The 15,499-nt window shown below is 62.7% G+C and carries 14 protein-coding genes; 11 read left to right on the top strand and 3 right to left on the bottom strand.

All coding sequences use genetic code 11. From position 1 onward, the window contains the following. The first annotated feature begins 1 nt into the window (after position 1). Both IGS58_RS25825 and IGS58_RS25820 read left to right on the top strand, forming a co-directional pair. Positions 2 to 985, top strand: a complete 984-nt coding sequence (locus IGS58_RS25825) for a siderophore ABC transporter substrate-binding protein (protein ID WP_230523051.1) — start codon at positions 2 to 4, stop codon at positions 983 to 985. 104 nt (positions 986 to 1,089) lie between these two features. Then, a complete protein-coding gene (locus IGS58_RS25820) occupies positions 1,090 to 3,543 on the top strand; it encodes a TonB-dependent receptor (protein ID WP_230523050.1) in 2,454 nt (817 codons plus the stop codon). Between the two features lie 2 nt (positions 3,544 to 3,545). On the opposite strand, the gene IGS58_RS25815 is transcribed toward IGS58_RS25820, so the two are convergent. Continuing rightward, positions 3,546 to 4,382 (bottom strand): MipA/OmpV family protein, encoded by an 837-nt coding sequence (locus IGS58_RS25815; protein WP_230523049.1) that lies wholly within the window; start codon positions 4,380 to 4,382, stop codon positions 3,546 to 3,548. A 23-nt stretch (positions 4,383 to 4,405) separates the two neighbouring features. Next, positions 4,406 to 4,900 carry a hypothetical protein gene (locus IGS58_RS25810; protein WP_230523048.1) on the bottom strand — a complete coding sequence of 165 codons (495 nt, stop codon included), beginning with the start codon at positions 4,898 to 4,900 and terminating at the stop codon, positions 4,406 to 4,408. A gap of 133 nt (positions 4,901 to 5,033) precedes the next feature. On the opposite strand from IGS58_RS25810, the gene IGS58_RS25805 reads away from it, so the two are divergent. The 3 genes from IGS58_RS25805 to IGS58_RS25795 all read left to right on the top strand — a co-directional run bounded on the left by IGS58_RS25805 (position 5,034) and on the right by IGS58_RS25795 (position 8,300). Then, positions 5,034 to 6,128 (top strand): type II asparaginase, encoded by a 1,095-nt coding sequence (locus IGS58_RS25805; RefSeq protein WP_070259582.1) that lies wholly within the window; start codon positions 5,034 to 5,036, stop codon positions 6,126 to 6,128. Positions 6,129 to 6,256: 128 nt separating this feature from the next. Then, on the top strand, positions 6,257 to 7,108 hold the full coding sequence (locus IGS58_RS25800; protein ID WP_099389878.1) for an MOSC domain-containing protein: 852 nt from the start codon (positions 6,257 to 6,259) through the stop codon (positions 7,106 to 7,108). Between the two features lie 34 nt (positions 7,109 to 7,142). Next, entirely contained in the window at positions 7,143 to 8,300 is a 1,158-nt protein-coding gene (locus tag IGS58_RS25795) for a GGDEF domain-containing protein (protein ID WP_230523047.1), read from the top strand. Here the strand turns inward: IGS58_RS25795 and IGS58_RS25790 are convergent, their stop codons facing one another. Next, positions 8,301 to 10,280 carry a monovalent cation:proton antiporter family protein gene (locus tag IGS58_RS25790; protein ID WP_034778378.1) on the bottom strand — a complete coding sequence of 660 codons (1,980 nt, stop codon included), beginning with the start codon at positions 10,278 to 10,280 and terminating at the stop codon, positions 8,301 to 8,303. An 84-nt stretch (positions 10,281 to 10,364) separates the two neighbouring features. Here IGS58_RS25790 and IGS58_RS25785 point away from each other — a divergent pair, with 84 nt between their 5' ends. Genes IGS58_RS25785 through IGS58_RS25760 form a run of 6 tightly spaced genes read left to right on the top strand, consistent with a single transcriptional unit; the run spans position 10,365 to position 15,431 of the window. Then, positions 10,365 to 11,399 carry a KpsF/GutQ family sugar-phosphate isomerase gene (locus IGS58_RS25785; RefSeq protein WP_070259613.1) on the top strand — a complete coding sequence of 345 codons (1,035 nt, stop codon included), beginning with the start codon at positions 10,365 to 10,367 and terminating at the stop codon, positions 11,397 to 11,399. Further along, a complete protein-coding gene (locus IGS58_RS25780; RefSeq protein ID WP_230523046.1) occupies positions 11,399 to 11,932 on the top strand; it encodes a KdsC family phosphatase in 534 nt (177 codons plus the stop codon). The genes IGS58_RS25785 and IGS58_RS25780 overlap by 1 nt, the downstream gene beginning before the upstream one ends. Positions 11,933 to 11,974: 42 nt before the next feature. After that, positions 11,975 to 12,586 carry an LPS export ABC transporter periplasmic protein LptC gene (gene lptC / locus IGS58_RS25775; protein WP_070259590.1) on the top strand — a complete coding sequence of 204 codons (612 nt, stop codon included), beginning with the start codon at positions 11,975 to 11,977 and terminating at the stop codon, positions 12,584 to 12,586. Between the two features lie 25 nt (positions 12,587 to 12,611). Next, the gene (lptA, locus tag IGS58_RS25770) at positions 12,612 to 13,193 is read left to right on the top strand and encodes a lipopolysaccharide transport periplasmic protein LptA (RefSeq protein ID WP_034778381.1); all 582 of its coding nucleotides are present in this window, start codon (positions 12,612 to 12,614) and stop codon (positions 13,191 to 13,193) included. Beyond that, the gene (lptB, locus tag IGS58_RS25765; protein WP_034778383.1) at positions 13,193 to 13,948 is read left to right on the top strand and encodes an LPS export ABC transporter ATP-binding protein; all 756 of its coding nucleotides are present in this window, start codon (positions 13,193 to 13,195) and stop codon (positions 13,946 to 13,948) included. Before lptA ends, lptB begins: the two co-directional genes overlap by 1 nt. Before the next feature lie 4 nt (positions 13,949 to 13,952). Continuing rightward, a complete protein-coding gene (locus tag IGS58_RS25760; RefSeq protein WP_230523045.1) occupies positions 13,953 to 15,431 on the top strand; it encodes an RNA polymerase factor sigma-54 in 1,479 nt (492 codons plus the stop codon). Positions 15,432 to 15,499 lie beyond the last annotated feature (68 nt).

Genomic DNA, 15,499 nt, shown 5'->3' with positions numbered 1-15,499 from the left:
GATGATCTGGAACAAATCCCGCTGCGCGCTGGCCGTGCTGCTCGCCGCCATGGCCGCCCTGCAAGGCTGCCGCGACAAGGCGGCCACGGCGCCGCCAGCGCCGGCCGCTTCCGCGTCAGAGCAGGCATTTACCCCCATCACCATCGTGCACAAGCTGGGCACGACGGTGGTCACACATCGTCCGCAGAGGGTGGCCGTGCTCGACATGAACGAAGTTGATTTTCTCGACCAGCTGGGCGTGCCCGTGGCCGGCATGGTGAAGGATTACGTGCCGCATTTCCTCACCCGCTACAAGGATGACCAGGCCATCCGCGACCTGGGCGCCATCGTGCAGCCCAATCTCGAGCACATCCACGCGCTCCAGCCCGATCTGATACTGATGACGTCGATCCAGGCCAACCACTACAAGGAACTGAGCCAGACCGCGCCCACCTTGCATTTCGACGTGGATTACCAGAACAGCGAGAGCAAGCACATCGACGTGGTCAAGCAACACTTGCTGACCCTGGGGAGCATCTTCGGCAAGGAAGATATCGCCAGCCGGAAAGCGCAGGAGCTGGACGCCAAGGTGGCGGACGCGCGCAAGGTGATTCAGGACCGTCCCGAAAAAGCGCTCATCGTGCTGCACAACAATGGCGCCTTCAGCGCGTTCGGCGTGCAGTCGCGCTACGGTTTTGTCTTCGATGCGCTGGGCGTGAAACCTGCCAGCACAGCCGTCGAGGCGGGCTTGCATGGCCAGCCGATTTCCAGCGAATTCATCCAGCAAGCCAATCCCGACATCATCTATGTGGTGGACCGCACGGCCGTGATGGAACACCGTCCCGTCATGACGGCCGAGCAGATGGCCAATCCACTGCTGCGCCAGACCAATGCCTGGAAGAATGGCCGCGTGGTCTTTGTCGATGCCGACGCCTGGTACATCACGGCGGCGAGCGTGACGTCGCTGAAGCGGGTGATCGACGATGTGCTGAAGGGCTATCAATAGTCGATAATTTTCGTAATGATTCGTATTTGCATTGAGGGTTTTGCCTTTTCGTTCGGGAGATAGGGTGAGAGCAAGCAATCATCCCATCTGAAAGGATTTACTGTATGACCCAACGCATGGCAACGCGCCACCTTCCCGCCTTGAACCTGAGCCGCATCGCCACCGCCCTGCAACTGGCGCTTATCACGGGCTTGACCGCAGGGGTGTTGGGCGTGGCGGCCCCGTCAGCCTACGCGCAAGCGGGGGCGGGCCAGGCCCGGCAAGCGTTCAGCGTGCCGGCCGGTACACTGGGCCTGGCCCTCAATACCTTTGCCGCCGAGGCGGGCGTTGAATTGACGGTCGAGGCTAGCCTGCTGCAAGGCAAGAGCAGCACCGGCCTGTCCGGCAGCTACAGCGTGCCTGAAGGCTTTTACGAGTTGCTGCGCGGCCACGGCTTGCAAGCCGTGCGCGAGGGTAATGGCAGCTACACGGTGCGCCGCGAAGCGGCGCATAGCGCCGCCGCCGAGGCTGCCGCCACCATGCCGGCCGTGACGGTATGGGGCAAGGGCAATGCGGTGACGGATGCCTACGCAGGCGGCCAAGTGGCGTCCGGCGGCCGCGTGGGATTCCTGGGAGACAAGGACTTCATGGAAACCCCGTTCAACACCATCAGCTATACGGATAAATTCATCGAAGACCGGCAGGCGCGCGACATCACCGATGTGATTTCCGCCACCGACCCTACCGTCTTCAGCAGCGGCATGACGGGCATCATCGGCGAGAATTATTCGATACGGGGCTTCAGCTCGAATATCGGCGACGTCGCGTTTGGCGGCCTGTACGGCATCTCGCCCTACTACCGCACGTCGCCTGAAATGTTCGAGCGCATCGAGGTGCTGAAGGGACCGTCAGCCTTGCTTAATGGCATGCCGCCGGGCGGCTCGGTGGGCGGCAGCATCAACCTCGTGCCCAAGCGCGCGGGCGATGCGCCGCTGGCGCGGGTGACGGCGTCGTATATGTCGGACGCGCAATGGGGCGGCCATGTGGACCTGGGCCAGCGGTTCGGCGAGCATCAACAGTTCGGCATCAGAGTCAACGGCGTCTACCGCGATGGCGACGGCGCCATCGACCATCAGAAAAAGAAGACCGAGCTCGTCTCCGTGGGCCTGGACTGGCGTGGCAACGGTGCGCGCCTGTCCGCCGACCTGTATCACAGCGAGGACCGCGCCGATGGCTTGAACCGGGGCGTCAATCTGGCCGCCGGCTTGCCCGTGCCGCGTCCGCCGAAAGCGGAAACCTTATTAAATCCCAGCTGGGCGTTCTACGATACCAGGGACAAGGGCGCCATGCTGCGCGGCGAGCTGGACTTGAATGCGCAAGTGATGGCGTATGCCGCCGTGGGCGCCAGCCGGGCCGACTACCAGTCGACGGGAGCGTACCTGATCCAGGTGTTCAACACGGCTGGCGACTACCGCACCAATCTTGCCGACCTGGGTTTCGACGTGGAAAAGCAATCGGCGGAAGCGGGCTTGCGGGGCAAGTTGCGCACGGGCGATATCGGCCATCAATGGGCCGTTAACGCCACTTATTATCACCATACGGACAAGCAGTACGGCCGCAGGAATACCCTGGCGAAAGACTGGATCACGAATATCTACAACCCCGTCTGGGGTCCGGCGACGCGCTTCGAGGCGCCGCAAATTTCCAAGGCAGAACTGCGCCTGGCCAGTGTCGGCCTGGTCGATACGCTTTCTTTTGCGCAAGACACCGTGCAGCTGACGGTGGGCTTGCGCCGCCAGGAAGTGCTCAGCGATAACTTCAACATCAAGACGGGCGCGCGCACCTCGCGCTATGACGAAGGCGCCACCACGCCGGCCGTCGCCCTGCTGGTCAAGGCCAGCAAGACGATTTCCCTGTACGGCAACTACATCGAAGGCTTGAGCCAGGGTGCCACGGCGCCGTTGACGGCGGCCAACTCGGGCGAGGTCTTTGCGCCGTACAAGTCGAAGCAGGCGGAGCTTGGCCTCAAGGTCGACCTGGGCGAGTTCGCGCATACGGTCAGCGTGTATGAAATCAAGCGGCCCAGCAGCTATGTCGACCCGGTCAGCAATATCTTTTCCTTTGGCGGCGAACAACGCAACCGCGGCATCGACTGGGGCTTCTTCGGTTCGCCCTTGCGCGACGTGCGCCTGATGGGCGGCGTGGCGTATGTCGATCCCGTCTTGAGCAAGACGGTGGGCGGCGCCAACCAGGGCAAACAGGCCACGGGCGTGCCCAAGCTGCAAGCCAAGCTCGGTGTCGAATGGGATACGCCCGCCATCCCCGGCGTGACCCTGACGGCAAATGCGACGGCGGCATCGAAGCAGTACATCAATGCCGACAATTCGATGTCCGTGCCGGGCCGTACCGTGTTTGACGTGGGTGCCCGCTATGCGACGCAGGCGGCTGGCCGGCCCCTGACCGTGCGCGCCAGCGTGACGAACGTCGGCAACAGGGCGTACTGGGCGCTGCCGCAATGGACCAGCCTGGGCCTGGGCGCGCCGCGCACCGTCATGCTGTCTGCCACGACGGAGTTTTAAGCCTATTCGTCCGGGCCCCGTGCCAGGCTGCTTGAACGTTGCCACGTCCACATCAGGCCGATGCCGGCCGAGGTGCCGCTGTTCTGGCGCAACAGGGGGCTGGCGCGGTTGGCGGCGCCTGTGTAAGTGTCGTAGCGTACAAAGGCAAAGGCGCGCCAGTCCTGGTGCAGCCGGTACGAACCACCGAGGCCCAGGCGCGTGAGCATCAGCCCGCCTTTTGCCGCATACGCCGGGCGCTGAGCGGTGGCAAACGCGGGGCTGACGCCATACAAGTAATCGTTGATGGAGGCATTGCCCAGCACGGCGCCCAGGCTGGCATCGACATGCCATGCCTGCTGATCGCCTTGCAGCGCGTACACGAGGCGCGGTTCGAACGTGGCGCCCTGGCGGCGCAGGCCGCCGCGCGCTTCGATGACGGCGCGCAAGGGCAGTTCCAGGCCCAGACGGCTGTGTTGCGTCGGCTCGGCCAGCTTGATTTTCAGGCGCGGGCCAAATTCCACCAGGGTGCCCAGGTCCGGCATGCCGCGCCGGGCCGGCACGTCGCTGGATCTGGCCGGCAGCGACAGGGCAAAACCGATATCGAAATCGAGGCGCTCTGTATTGAGCAGGCGCGCGCCCACGCCGGAACGGTCGGCGCGCAGCACTTTCCCGCGATAAATCAGATAGGGCAGGGCCAGCGTGCGCGTCGAGCGCTCGCTGGCGCCCGGATAGGCGGGCGTGACGGCCGTGCCGCCGAAGACGCCCGCTTCCCATAAGGGTAATGCCGGCTCTGCGGCGCATGCGGGCGCCATTGCTGCCAGGAGCAGGGGTGTTGTCAGCAGCGTACGGGCGATGCTCATCGACGGGCTCCCATGCAGCGTGACTAGGGTGGTGTGCTGCAAGGCTTGCCCACCGGCAGCGATTCCCGGTCGGCAAAGGCACCCAGCGCCGACGCTTGAGGCCCGCCCAGCTCATTGCGCACGGCCAAGGCTTCCGTCGCCTTGCCTTGGCGTTCATACTGGTCGATCAGCGCCTTGTAGCTGAGGGCGCTCGATTGTTTGCTGCGTTTCGCCAGCGCGATGGCCTGGCGGAAATGAAATTCGGCCGCATCGTAGCGGCAGGCCCCGCTGGCGGCGCGTCCCGCCTGGTGGTGCAGCCGCGCCTGCCAAGCGGGATCGCCATGGCCCAGTTCGACATTGTCGACGGCCGCCTCATAGCTGCGCATGGCCTGCGCCCAGTCGCCCTGGCTGGCCGCCTCGCGTCCGAACTGCTCCTGCTGCGCCGCCATGCGCAGTTCCACCTGCGTGGCGCAGGCTGCCAGCGTCATCAAGACCAGCGCCAGGACGAGGCAAGAGCGGAAGGGGAGCAGTGTGGACATGGCGCCACTGTAGCGCAAACAAGGGCGCGCACGTTTGTGCGATACGCATGAATTCGGGATTTGCCCCGGCATGGATGGCATATAATTTGCACACGACTTTGTTATTTTTGACAGTACACTTCACGGGAGCACCATGTTTTCACGCAAATTCCATTCTTGTGCACAGCTGATGCTGGCTACTTTGCTGATGGGCTTTATCGCCGCCTCCCCGGCGCGCGCGCAGCAGGCGGCCGTCAAATTGCCGAACGTGGTGATCCTGGCCACGGGCGGCACCATCGCCGGCAGCGGCGCCGACAGCACCACCACCGTTGGCTACACCTCGGCCACCGTGGGCGTCGAGCGCCTGATCGCGGCCGTGCCGGAATTGAAGAAAGTGGCGAATGTGAAAGGCGAGCAAGTGTTCCAGATCGCCAGCGAAAGCATGGGCAACAGCCACTGGCTGACCCTGGCCAAGCGCATCAACGTGCTGCTGGCCTCGAACGATGTCGATGGCGTGGTCGTCACGCACGGCACGGACACGATCGAGGAAACGGCGTACTTCCTGAACCTGACCGTGAAAAGCCACAAACCGGTGGTGGTCGTGGGCGCCATGCGTCCGTCGACGGCCATCTCGGCTGACGGCCCCATCAATCTGTACAACGCCGTGATGCTGGCGGGCAGCAAGGAAGCCGTGGGCAAGGGCGTCTTGGTGGCCTTGAACGACCAGATCAACGCCGCGCGCGAAGTGACCAAAACCAACACCTCGACCACCGACACCTTCAAGTCGCCGGAACTGGGCATGCTGGGCTACATCCAGGGCAGCAAGGCCTTCTTTTACCGCCAGTCGACCCGCAAGCACACCTTGGAATCGGAATTTGACATCAGCAAGCTCGATGCTCTGCCGCAAGTGGATATCGTCTACGGCTACGCGAACATGAACCGTGTCGGCATCGATGCCTTCATTGCTGCTGGCGCCAAGGGCATCATCCACGCGGGCGTGGGCGATGGCAGCGTGGCCGCGCAAATGAAGCCGGCCCTGGTGGAAGCGCGCCAGAAGGGCGTGCTGATCGTGCGTTCGAGCCGCGTCGGCCAGGGCATCGTGGCGCGCAATGGCGAAGCCAACGACGATGAACTCGACAGTGTCGTATCCGACACCCTGAACCCGCAAAAAGCCCGTATCCTGCTGATGCTGGCCCTGACCAAAACGAATAGCACGCAAGAAATTCAGCGTATCTTCTATACCTATTGATCGCGGTCATGCCGGCCCAGCCACTGCGGCTGGGCCTGGTAGATTTACGCTTGCCCGCTTTGCTGCCATACTTCGCTTCTGAATAATTTCCTGGCAGAAGCAGCAATACTGTTCCTTCTCCCCTGTCCATGGCTATCCTGTCCGACATCATCCTGTATCCGATCAAATCGTGCGCCGGCATCCATTTGCGCGAGGCCGTCCTGACGCGTTCCGGGCTGATGAGCGAGCACGTGTTCGACCGCGAATGGATGGTGGTGGATGCGCAAGGCCGCTTCCTGACCCAGCGCGAATATCCGCGCATGGCGCTGATCGTGCCATCCATCAAGGCCACGACCCTGGAATTGCGCGCGCCGGGCATGCTGCGCCTGGAAATCGAGCTGGGCTTGCCGCACCCGCAACTGGCACCGATGCTGGACGTGCAAGTGTGGGACGATACCGTGCGCGCCTACGATTGCGACGACGTCACGGCCACGTGGTTTTCCAAGGCCATCGGCGTGCCGTGCCGCCTGGCGCGCTTTCACCCGGACGTGGTGCGCGCCACCAGCACCAAATGGACGGATGGCGTGGCTGCCTCGACCATGTTTGCCGATGGCTATCCCGTGCTGATCGCCGGTGCTGCCTCGCTAGCCGATGTCAATGACAAGCTGCGCGCCGCCGGCCGTGAAGCGCTGCCGATGAACCGTTTCCGTCCCAACCTCGTCATTGGCGACATCGGCGCCTTCGAGGAAGACTACGCGGACTTCCTGCAATTCGGCGCGACCACCTTGAAACCCGTCAAGCCGTGTTCGCGCTGCCCGATCCCGTCGGTGGACCAGGCCACGGGCGTGCCCGGCCCGGACCCGCTCGACGTCATGCATGGCTATCGCGCCAAACCCGAGCTCGACGGCGCCATCTGCTTCGGCATGAACGCCATCGTCACCGAAGGCGGCGATGAGCGTATCGTGGTGGGGCAGGACATCGGTTTCGAACTGGCATTTTAAGCATGGCGCCCGCACACAAGGGTTTAAGGTTTCTATGAATCAAGCAATACCGCCGGACCCGCGCATTGCCAGCCTCGAAGCCGAAAACCAGGCTTTGCGCGCGCGCATGGCTTTCCTGCTGGAACAGGTCGAGCGCAACCACGACATCATGTGCCGGCACCAGGCGTTCGACCTGGAAATCGTCAGCGCGTCCACCTTTCCCGAATTGATCGGCACCATCTTCCGCACTTTGCCCGTGATTTCCGACCTCGACGGCGTCACCCTCAGCCTGCTCGACGAGGATGACGATATCGTGCTGGTGATGGAAAAGCTGGGCGTCGATTTCAGCGCCTTCCCGCAGTTGTTGTTTGTGCATGCCGTGGCGGAGCTGGGTTTTGCTCCGCCGGCGTCCGTGGCCGAGGGGGAGGCGGCCTTGCCGCCGTTGCCGTTGCTGGGTGCCTTCGACGCGGCCGTGCATGGCCCGCGTTTTCCGCAAATCGACGCTCTGCGCAGCGTGGCGCTGGTACCCTTGCTGCGCAACAAGCGCCTGATTGGCAGCCTGAACCTGGCCAGCAGCGACGTGACGCGCTTTACGCCCGCGCTGGGCACGGATTTCATCAAGCACATGGCGTCCATCATCGCCATATGCCTGGAAAACGTGATCAGTAATGAAATGCTCAAATACATCGGCTTGACCGATTCCTTGACGGGCGTCTACAACCGGCGCTATATCGACCGCCGGCTGCTGGAAGAAATCGCCCGTGCGCGGCGCCAGAATTATTGCATCTCATGCATGTATATCGACATCGACCATTTCAAATTGGTCAATGACACGCATGGCCACCAGGGCGGCGATGAAGTGCTGCGCGAGGTGGCCACGCGCATCCGCACGGAATTGCGCCGCTCCGATGCGCTGGGCCGTTTCGGCGGCGAGGAATTCGTCGTCCTGCTGATCGACGCCGACTTCGATAGCGCGACCTTTGTTGCCGAACGCATTCGCGCCAGCATCGCCGGCACCATGTTTGACTTGCCGGGCAGCGCGCAAGCGTGGGTCAGCGTGTCGATCGGCGTGGCCAGCCTGGAAGCGGACGCGGCGCTACTCCCCATCGAAACGGTGGCGCAGCAGCTGGTGGCGCACGCCGACCAGGCCCTGTACCAGGCCAAGGCCGATGGCCGCAACAAGGTCGTCAGCTGGCAGGCGCAGCCCGGTTAATTATTTCAACAGCAAGGTTTCGGCTTTGGCCACGGCGTCGGCCGTGCCGCGCAGCACCACCACGTCGCCGCTGGCCAGCTGCGTCTCGGGGGTGACATCAAGGCGGCCCCGGCCGCGGCGGATGGCGGTCACAAACGCGCCGCAGCCGGCCACGTCGATCGTGCTCAAGGGCAGTCCCACGCAGTGCGCGCCCTCGTTGACGGTGACCGTATGCAGGCGTTCCAGCTCGGCATCGTCGCCCGCGTCGCTGGAACCGTGGAAATAGCCGCGCAAGGACGCATAGCGTTCTTCGCGCGCCGCCTGCACCCGGTGCACCACGCGGCGCAGGGGCACGCCCATCATGATCAAGGCGTGCGAAGCGAGCATCAGGCTGCCTTCCATCAATTCCGGCACCACTTCGGCCGCGCCCGCCTTCTTCAGCTGGTCGAGGTCGGTATCGTCGTGGCTGCGCACGATGACGGGTAGGGTTGGCGCCATTTCGTTGAGCAAATGCAATAACTTCAGTGCCGAAGGCGTATTCGCATACGTGATCACCACGGCGCTGGCCCGGTAGATGCCGGCCGCCACCAGGCTTTCGCGCCGGCCTGCGTCGCCATACGAGACGTGGGCACCGGCCAGCTGCGCTTCCTGCACCCGTTCCGGGTCCAGGTCCAGCGCGTGGTATTCGATCTTTTCTTCCGCCAGCAGGGTGGCCAGGCTTTGTCCGCTGCGCCCGAAGCCGGCGATCAGCACGTGTTTCTGCGACGCCATGGTGCGCGTGGCGATCTTGGTCAGCGCCAACGATTGCATCATCCAGTCGTTGGCCGCCAGTTTCATGACGATGGCGTCGGACTTGGCGATGAGGAAGGGCGCCACCAGCATCGACAGCACCATCGACGCCAGCACCACCTGCACGACGAACGGGTCCATCAGCTTGATGCCGCCAGCCAGGTTCAGCAGCACGAAGCCGAACTCGCCGGCCTGCGCCAGTCCCAGCCCCGTGCGCAGGGCCACGCCGTTGCTGGAGCCGAACAGCCGGGCCAGGCCCGCGATCAGGGCGAATTTCAGCAGCACGGGGCCGCACAGCAGCAGCAAGACGAGCCACCAGTTCTCAAACACCACACGGATATTGAGCAGCATGCCGACGGTGATGAAGAACAGGCCCAGCAGCACGTCGCGGAAGGGCTTGATATCCTCTTCCACCTGATGCTTGAATTCCGTCTCGGAAATGAGCATGCCAGCAACAAACGCTCCCAGGGCCAGCGACAGTCCTGCCCGTTCCGTGATCCAGGCCGCGCCCAGGGTAATCAGGAGCAGGTTGAGCATGAACAACTCTTGCGAGCGGCGTTTGGCGACGATGGTCAGCCAGCCGCGCACCAGCTTCTGGCCGATGAAAAGCAGCAAGATCAGCACCACCAGGGCCTTGCCGCCGGCCCAGGCCAGGGTTTCGGCCAGGTTGTCCGAATCGCGCGTGAGGGCGGGAATGAGGATCAGCAGGGGCACGACGGCCAGGTCCTGGAACAGCAAAATACCGATGATCTTGCGGCCGTGTTCGCTTTCGAGTTCCAGCCGTTCCGTGAGCATTTTCGAGACGATGGCCGTCGACGACATGGCCAGCGCGCCGCCCAGGGCGAAGGCGGCTTGCCAGCTCAGGTGGATGTAGGCGGACAGGTAATGTCCGACGAACCAGCCGAAGAAGACGGTGGCGATGATGGTGGTGACCACCTGCGCCATGCCAAGGCCGAAGACGATGCGCCGCATGGCGAGGAACTTGGGCAGGGAAAACTCGAGCCCGATGGAAAACATCAGGAAGACGACGCCGAATTCGGCCAGAGTGTGGCTGGCCTCGTTTTCCGCCGCCAGGCCCAGCGCGTGGGGGCCGATGACGATGCCGACGGCCAGGTAGCCCAGCATGGGCGGCAAATGCAACATTCTGAAAGCGACCACGCCCAGCACGGCGCTGCCGAGTAACATCAGGGTCAGTTCAAGCGAGGAAAACATGGGTTGCCCGGTGCGGTCAATGGAAATCGTTGTTTGTTGTGACTGGCAAGTTTTTTGCTTTCCTAATTCGTTTATACTTTGGGCATGAGTGTAACCCATGAAAAAACAATGCTGAAAGCTTTTGATCGAATTGACATGCAAGCGACGACCGAGCGCGCCGTCGCGCTGGCCCGCACCACCTTGCAGATCGAGTCCGACGCCATCGTTGCGCTGCACGCGCGCCTGGCCACGGACGACAGCGTGGGCCGCGCCGTGGCGATGTTGTTGCAATGCAAAGGAAGAGTCGTCGTCTCCGGCATTGGCAAATCCGGCCATATCGCGCGCAAGATTGCCGCCACCCTCGCTTCCACCGGCACGCCGGCCCTGTTCGTGCATCCGGCCGAAGCGGCCCATGGCGACCTGGGCATGGTCACTTCGGAAGATGCTTTTATTGCCATATCGTACTCCGGCGAATCGTCGGAACTGATGGCCATCATGCCCGTCGTCAAGCGCATGGGTGGCGTGCTGATTTCCATGACGGGCAAGCCGAATTCGAGTCTGGCGCAATTGGCCGACGTGCACCTGGATATTTCTGTTGAGAAAGAAGCCTGTCCGCTGAACCTGGCGCCGACGGCCAGCACCACCGTCACTCTGGCCCTGGGCGACGCGCTGGCCGTGGCCTTGCTCGACTTGCGCGGCTTCAAGGAAGAAGATTTCGCCCGCTCGCACCCGGGCGGCGCCCTGGGCCGTCGCCTGCTCACGCACGTGCATGATGTCATGCGCAGCGGCGAACGCGTGCCGAAAGTACCCGTGCAGGCTTCCTTGCTGCAGGCGCTGGAAGAAATGACGAAAAAAGGCATGGGCATGACGGCCGTCGTCGACGCGGACAACCGTCCCGTGGGCGTGTTTACGGATGGCGACTTGCGCCGCATGTTCGAGCGCGTGCAGGATTTCACGCAAGTGGCGATCCGCGACGTCATGCATGCGCAGCCGCGCAGCATCGCGCCCGAACGCCTGGCCGTGGACGCCGTGGCCGTGATGGAGCAGTTCCGCATCAACCAGATGCTGGTCGTCGATGCCGACGGCAAACTGGTGGGCGCGCTGCATATCCATGATCTGACGCAAGCGAAGGTGATCTGATGGATAGCGTGGCGGACAACCTGGCCCGCGCGGCCAAGGTCAAACTGATGATCTTTGACGTCGATGGCGTGCTCACCGACGGCAGCCTGCATTTCGGCCCGGACGGCGAGATGATGAAAACGTTTAATGTGTATGATGGCCTGGGCATCAAGCTGCTGCAGGAATCGGGCGTGCAGACGGCCATCATCAGCGCGCGCCGCTCGCCCATCACGGCGCGCCGCGCGCAAGACCTGGGCATTACCCACGTGCACCAGGGCGGCCACGACAAGCTGACGCCGTTTCGCGAACTGCTGGCGCTGACGGGCTTGACGGAAGAGCAATGCGGCTATATCGGCGACGACGTCATCGATGCGCCCATCCTGAAACGCGTCGGCTTTGCCGTCAGCGTGCCGGGCGGACGCCCGGAAGTGCAGGGCCTGGCCCACCATGTGACGCAGGCCGGCGGCGGCCGCGGCGCGGTGCGCGAGATCTGCGAATTCCTGCTGCGTGCCCAGGACAATTATGCGCGCGTCATGGCGCCGTTCCTGGAGTGAGGCGCGCCGCCTCGCCAGTGACATTTGAAAGAGTGAAGCCCTATGCGTAAGCCAGGAGGCGCCCATCGCTGGCGCATGATCTTTACCGTGCTGGGCGCGGTTGTTGTCGCGCTGGGCAGCTTTTGGCTGCTCGAGGTGATGAACAAGAATAGCCAGGACATCACGGCCAGCAAGCATCTGGATGAGCCCGACTATTTCATTACCAATTTCAGCCTGGTGCGCATGGACTTGACGGGAAAACCCAGCTATATCGTGTCGGGCACCAAGCTCACGCATTATCCGCTGGACGATTCGTCCGATATCGACCGGCCCTTCGTGCGCAAGCTCACGCCAGGCATGCCACCGATGAACATGAATGCGGAACTGGCGCATATCGATCAGGACAATACCCGGCTGCAACTGCACCGCAATGTCGTGATCGACCGCGTGGCCAGTCCGAAGGCGCAGAACCTGACAGTCAAGACGGAAGCGCTGACGGTGTTCCCGGATGAGGAAAGAATGGAAACGGACGTGCCTGTCGATATCCTGACGGGCACCTCGCGCCTCAATGGCATCGGCATGAAAGCCAATAACGCCACCGGCGTGGTGGAAGTGCAGAATGCGCTGCGCATGGTCCTCCCGCCGAAACCGCGCCCGGCCGCGGCGGCAAAATGACAGAATGAAACAAGGAAACCATACTATGAAGAACATCTTGCTGTTGACCGTATTTTCCCTGGCCATCATGGGCGTGGCGCATGCCGAGAAGGCCGATTCCGAGAAGGAAGCCGTCATCACGGCACGCAGTGGCCACGTCGATGACATCAAGCAGGTGCGCACCCTGACGGGCGACGTCGTGCTGGTCAAGGGGACCCTGACCATGAAGGCGGGTCGCGCCGTGATCACGGAAGATCCGCAAGGCTACCAGTTTATTACCTTCTGGGCCGATCCCGGCAAGCTTGCCACCTTCCGCCAGAAGCGCGATGGCGCGGGCGACCTGTGGGTGGAAGGCGAAGCGGAGCGCGTGGAATACGATAACAAGACGGAAGTGGTGAAACTGTTTTCCAGGGCCAAGCTGACGCGCCTGGAAGGCACGAAAGTGACCGACGTGGCCAATGGCGCCTTCATCTCGTATGACAGCCGCAAGGAAGTGTTTGCGATGGAAAATTCCAACAGCGGCACCAGCACCCCGGATGGCGGCAGCGTGCGCATGGTGATCCAGCCGAAAACCAAGGCACCGGCGGCGGAGAAAGCGCCGGCCACGCCCGCGCCAGGAAAGAAATAATGGACAATACTCGTTGCGGCAGCACCCTGATCGTTCGCGGGCTGCAAAAAACCTATGGCAAGCGGCAAGTCGTGCATGATGTCTCGCTGCAAGTCGAATGCGGCGAAGTGGTGGGTTTGCTGGGCCCGAACGGCGCCGGCAAGACCACCTCGTTCTACATGATCGTCGGCCTGGTGCCGTCCGATGGCGGCAGCATCGATATCAGCGGCGTGGACATCTCCAGCCTGCCGATCCACCGCCGCGCGCAGATGGGCCTGTCCTACCTGCCGCAGGAAGCGTCCGTCTTCCGCAAGCTGACGGTGGAAGACAATATCCGCGCCGTGCTGGAAATTCAGACCGTCGAAGGCCGTCCGCTGACGAAGGCCGAGATCGAGGTGCGCCTGGATAAATTGCTGGCTGACTTGCAGATTGAAAAGCTGCGCGAGAATCAGGCCCTGTCCCTGTCCGGTGGCGAGCGCCGCCGCGTGGAAATCGCCCGCGCGCTGGCCACCGATCCCCGTTTCGTGCTGCTCGACGAACCGTTCGCCGGCGTCGATCCGATCGCCGTGATCGAGATCCAGCGCATCGTGCGTTTCTTGAAGGAGCGCAATATCGGCGTGCTGATCACCGATCATAATGTGCGCGAGACGCTGGGTATCTGCGATCGTGCCTACATCATCAACCAGGGCTCGGTACTGGCGTCGGGACGCCCCGACGACATCATCGCGAACGAGTCGGTACGCCGGGTCTATCTGGGCGAACACTTCCGCATGTAAGCCAATGAAACAATCATTGCAGCTGCGCACTTCGCAGCACCTGGCACTGACGCCGCAGTTGCAGCAATCGATACGCCTGTTGCAATTGTCTACCCTGGAATTGCATCAGGAACTAGAGCAATTGCTGACGGACAATCCCTTGCTCGAGCGCCTCGATGATCCGCTCGACCGCTCGCTGCGCCTGCTGTCCGATGGCGCCTTGAGTTCCACGGCAGCGCCGGCCGAAGCGCCGCCCCAGCCGCCAGGCCAGGAAGCGCCCACAGCGCCGGCCGAAGCGGAAACCTTTGACGGCGATGCCGGCGAGGGTCCTGCCGCCGCGGATGGCGGCGACAGCGACTGGAGCGAGGCGAGCCGCGGCAAGGCGCCCGACGACGAAGATTCGCGCCCGCAACTCGAAGCCCATCACTGCACCCTGCGCGAACACCTGATGGAGCAGATGCGCGTGACGGTACTTGAATTGCGCGACCGCGCGCTGGTCGAGCTGATCATCGACGCGCTCGACGACAATGGCTACCTGGAAGAGTCGCTCGAGGACATCCTGGCGCGCCTGCCGGAAGAGCTGGAAATCGACGCCGACGAGATGCGCACGGCCTTGTCTCTCTTGCAAAGTTTCGATCCGCCCGGCGTGGGCGCGCGCAATGCCTCCGAATGCCTGGCGCTGCAAATCAAGCGTTTGCCGCACATCGCCATGGTGACGCGCCGCATGGCCCTCGTCATCGTGGAAAAGCACCTGGCCTGGTTTGCCCAGCGCGATTTCAACAAGCTGAAAAAAGCCCTCGATTGCGACGATGAAGACTTGCGCGAAGCGCAGACGGTGATTCGCCAGTGCAATCCGCATCCGGGCGCCGTGTTCGCCTCGGACGTGTCCGATTACGTGGTGCCCGACGTCGTCGTCAAGCGCGCGCGCAATGGCTGGCAAGTCACGCTGAACAACGATGTCATGCCGCGCCTGCGCGTCAATGCCATGTACGCCAACTTGCTCAAGCAGGGCAAGGGCGAGGGCGCCATGGGCGCACAGTTGCAGGAAGCCAAGTGGCTGATCAAGAATATGCGCCAGCGCTTCGACACGATCCTGCGCGTGGCGCAGGCGATAGTAGAAAGACAAAAGAACTTTTTCTCGCATGGGGCCGTTGCCATGCGTCCCCTTGTGCTCCGTGAAATAGCTGATACACTGGGTTTACACGAGAGTACTATCTCGCGGGTAACAACTCAAAAGTACATGCTGACCCCGCACGGCATGTTCGAGTTGAAATATTTCTTTGGTAGCCACGTCGCCACCGAAGCGGGGGGCGAAGCGTCATCGACGGCGATACGGGCATTGATCGTGCAACTGACAGGAGCAGAAGACCCTAAAAATCCTTTATCCGACAGTAAGATTGCGGACATGCTGGGGGAACAAGGCATGGTGATTGCGCGACGTACTGTTGCCAAATACCGGGAAGCGTTGAAAATTCCGCCAGTGAGCCTGCGTAAGTGTTTGTAAGTTTTTTTCGGTTCCTCTGCGGGCCGGATAGGATGGACCGCACGAACCCGATCATCTTTAGGAGTGTG

The sequence above is a fragment of the Janthinobacterium sp. EB271-G4-7A genome (assembly GCF_020858075.1).
GTDB lineage: Bacteria > Pseudomonadota > Gammaproteobacteria > Burkholderiales > Burkholderiaceae_D > Janthinobacterium > Janthinobacterium lividum.
Note: the sequence above shows the minus strand (reverse complement) of the source record. Positions and strands in the feature narration are given on the sequence as shown.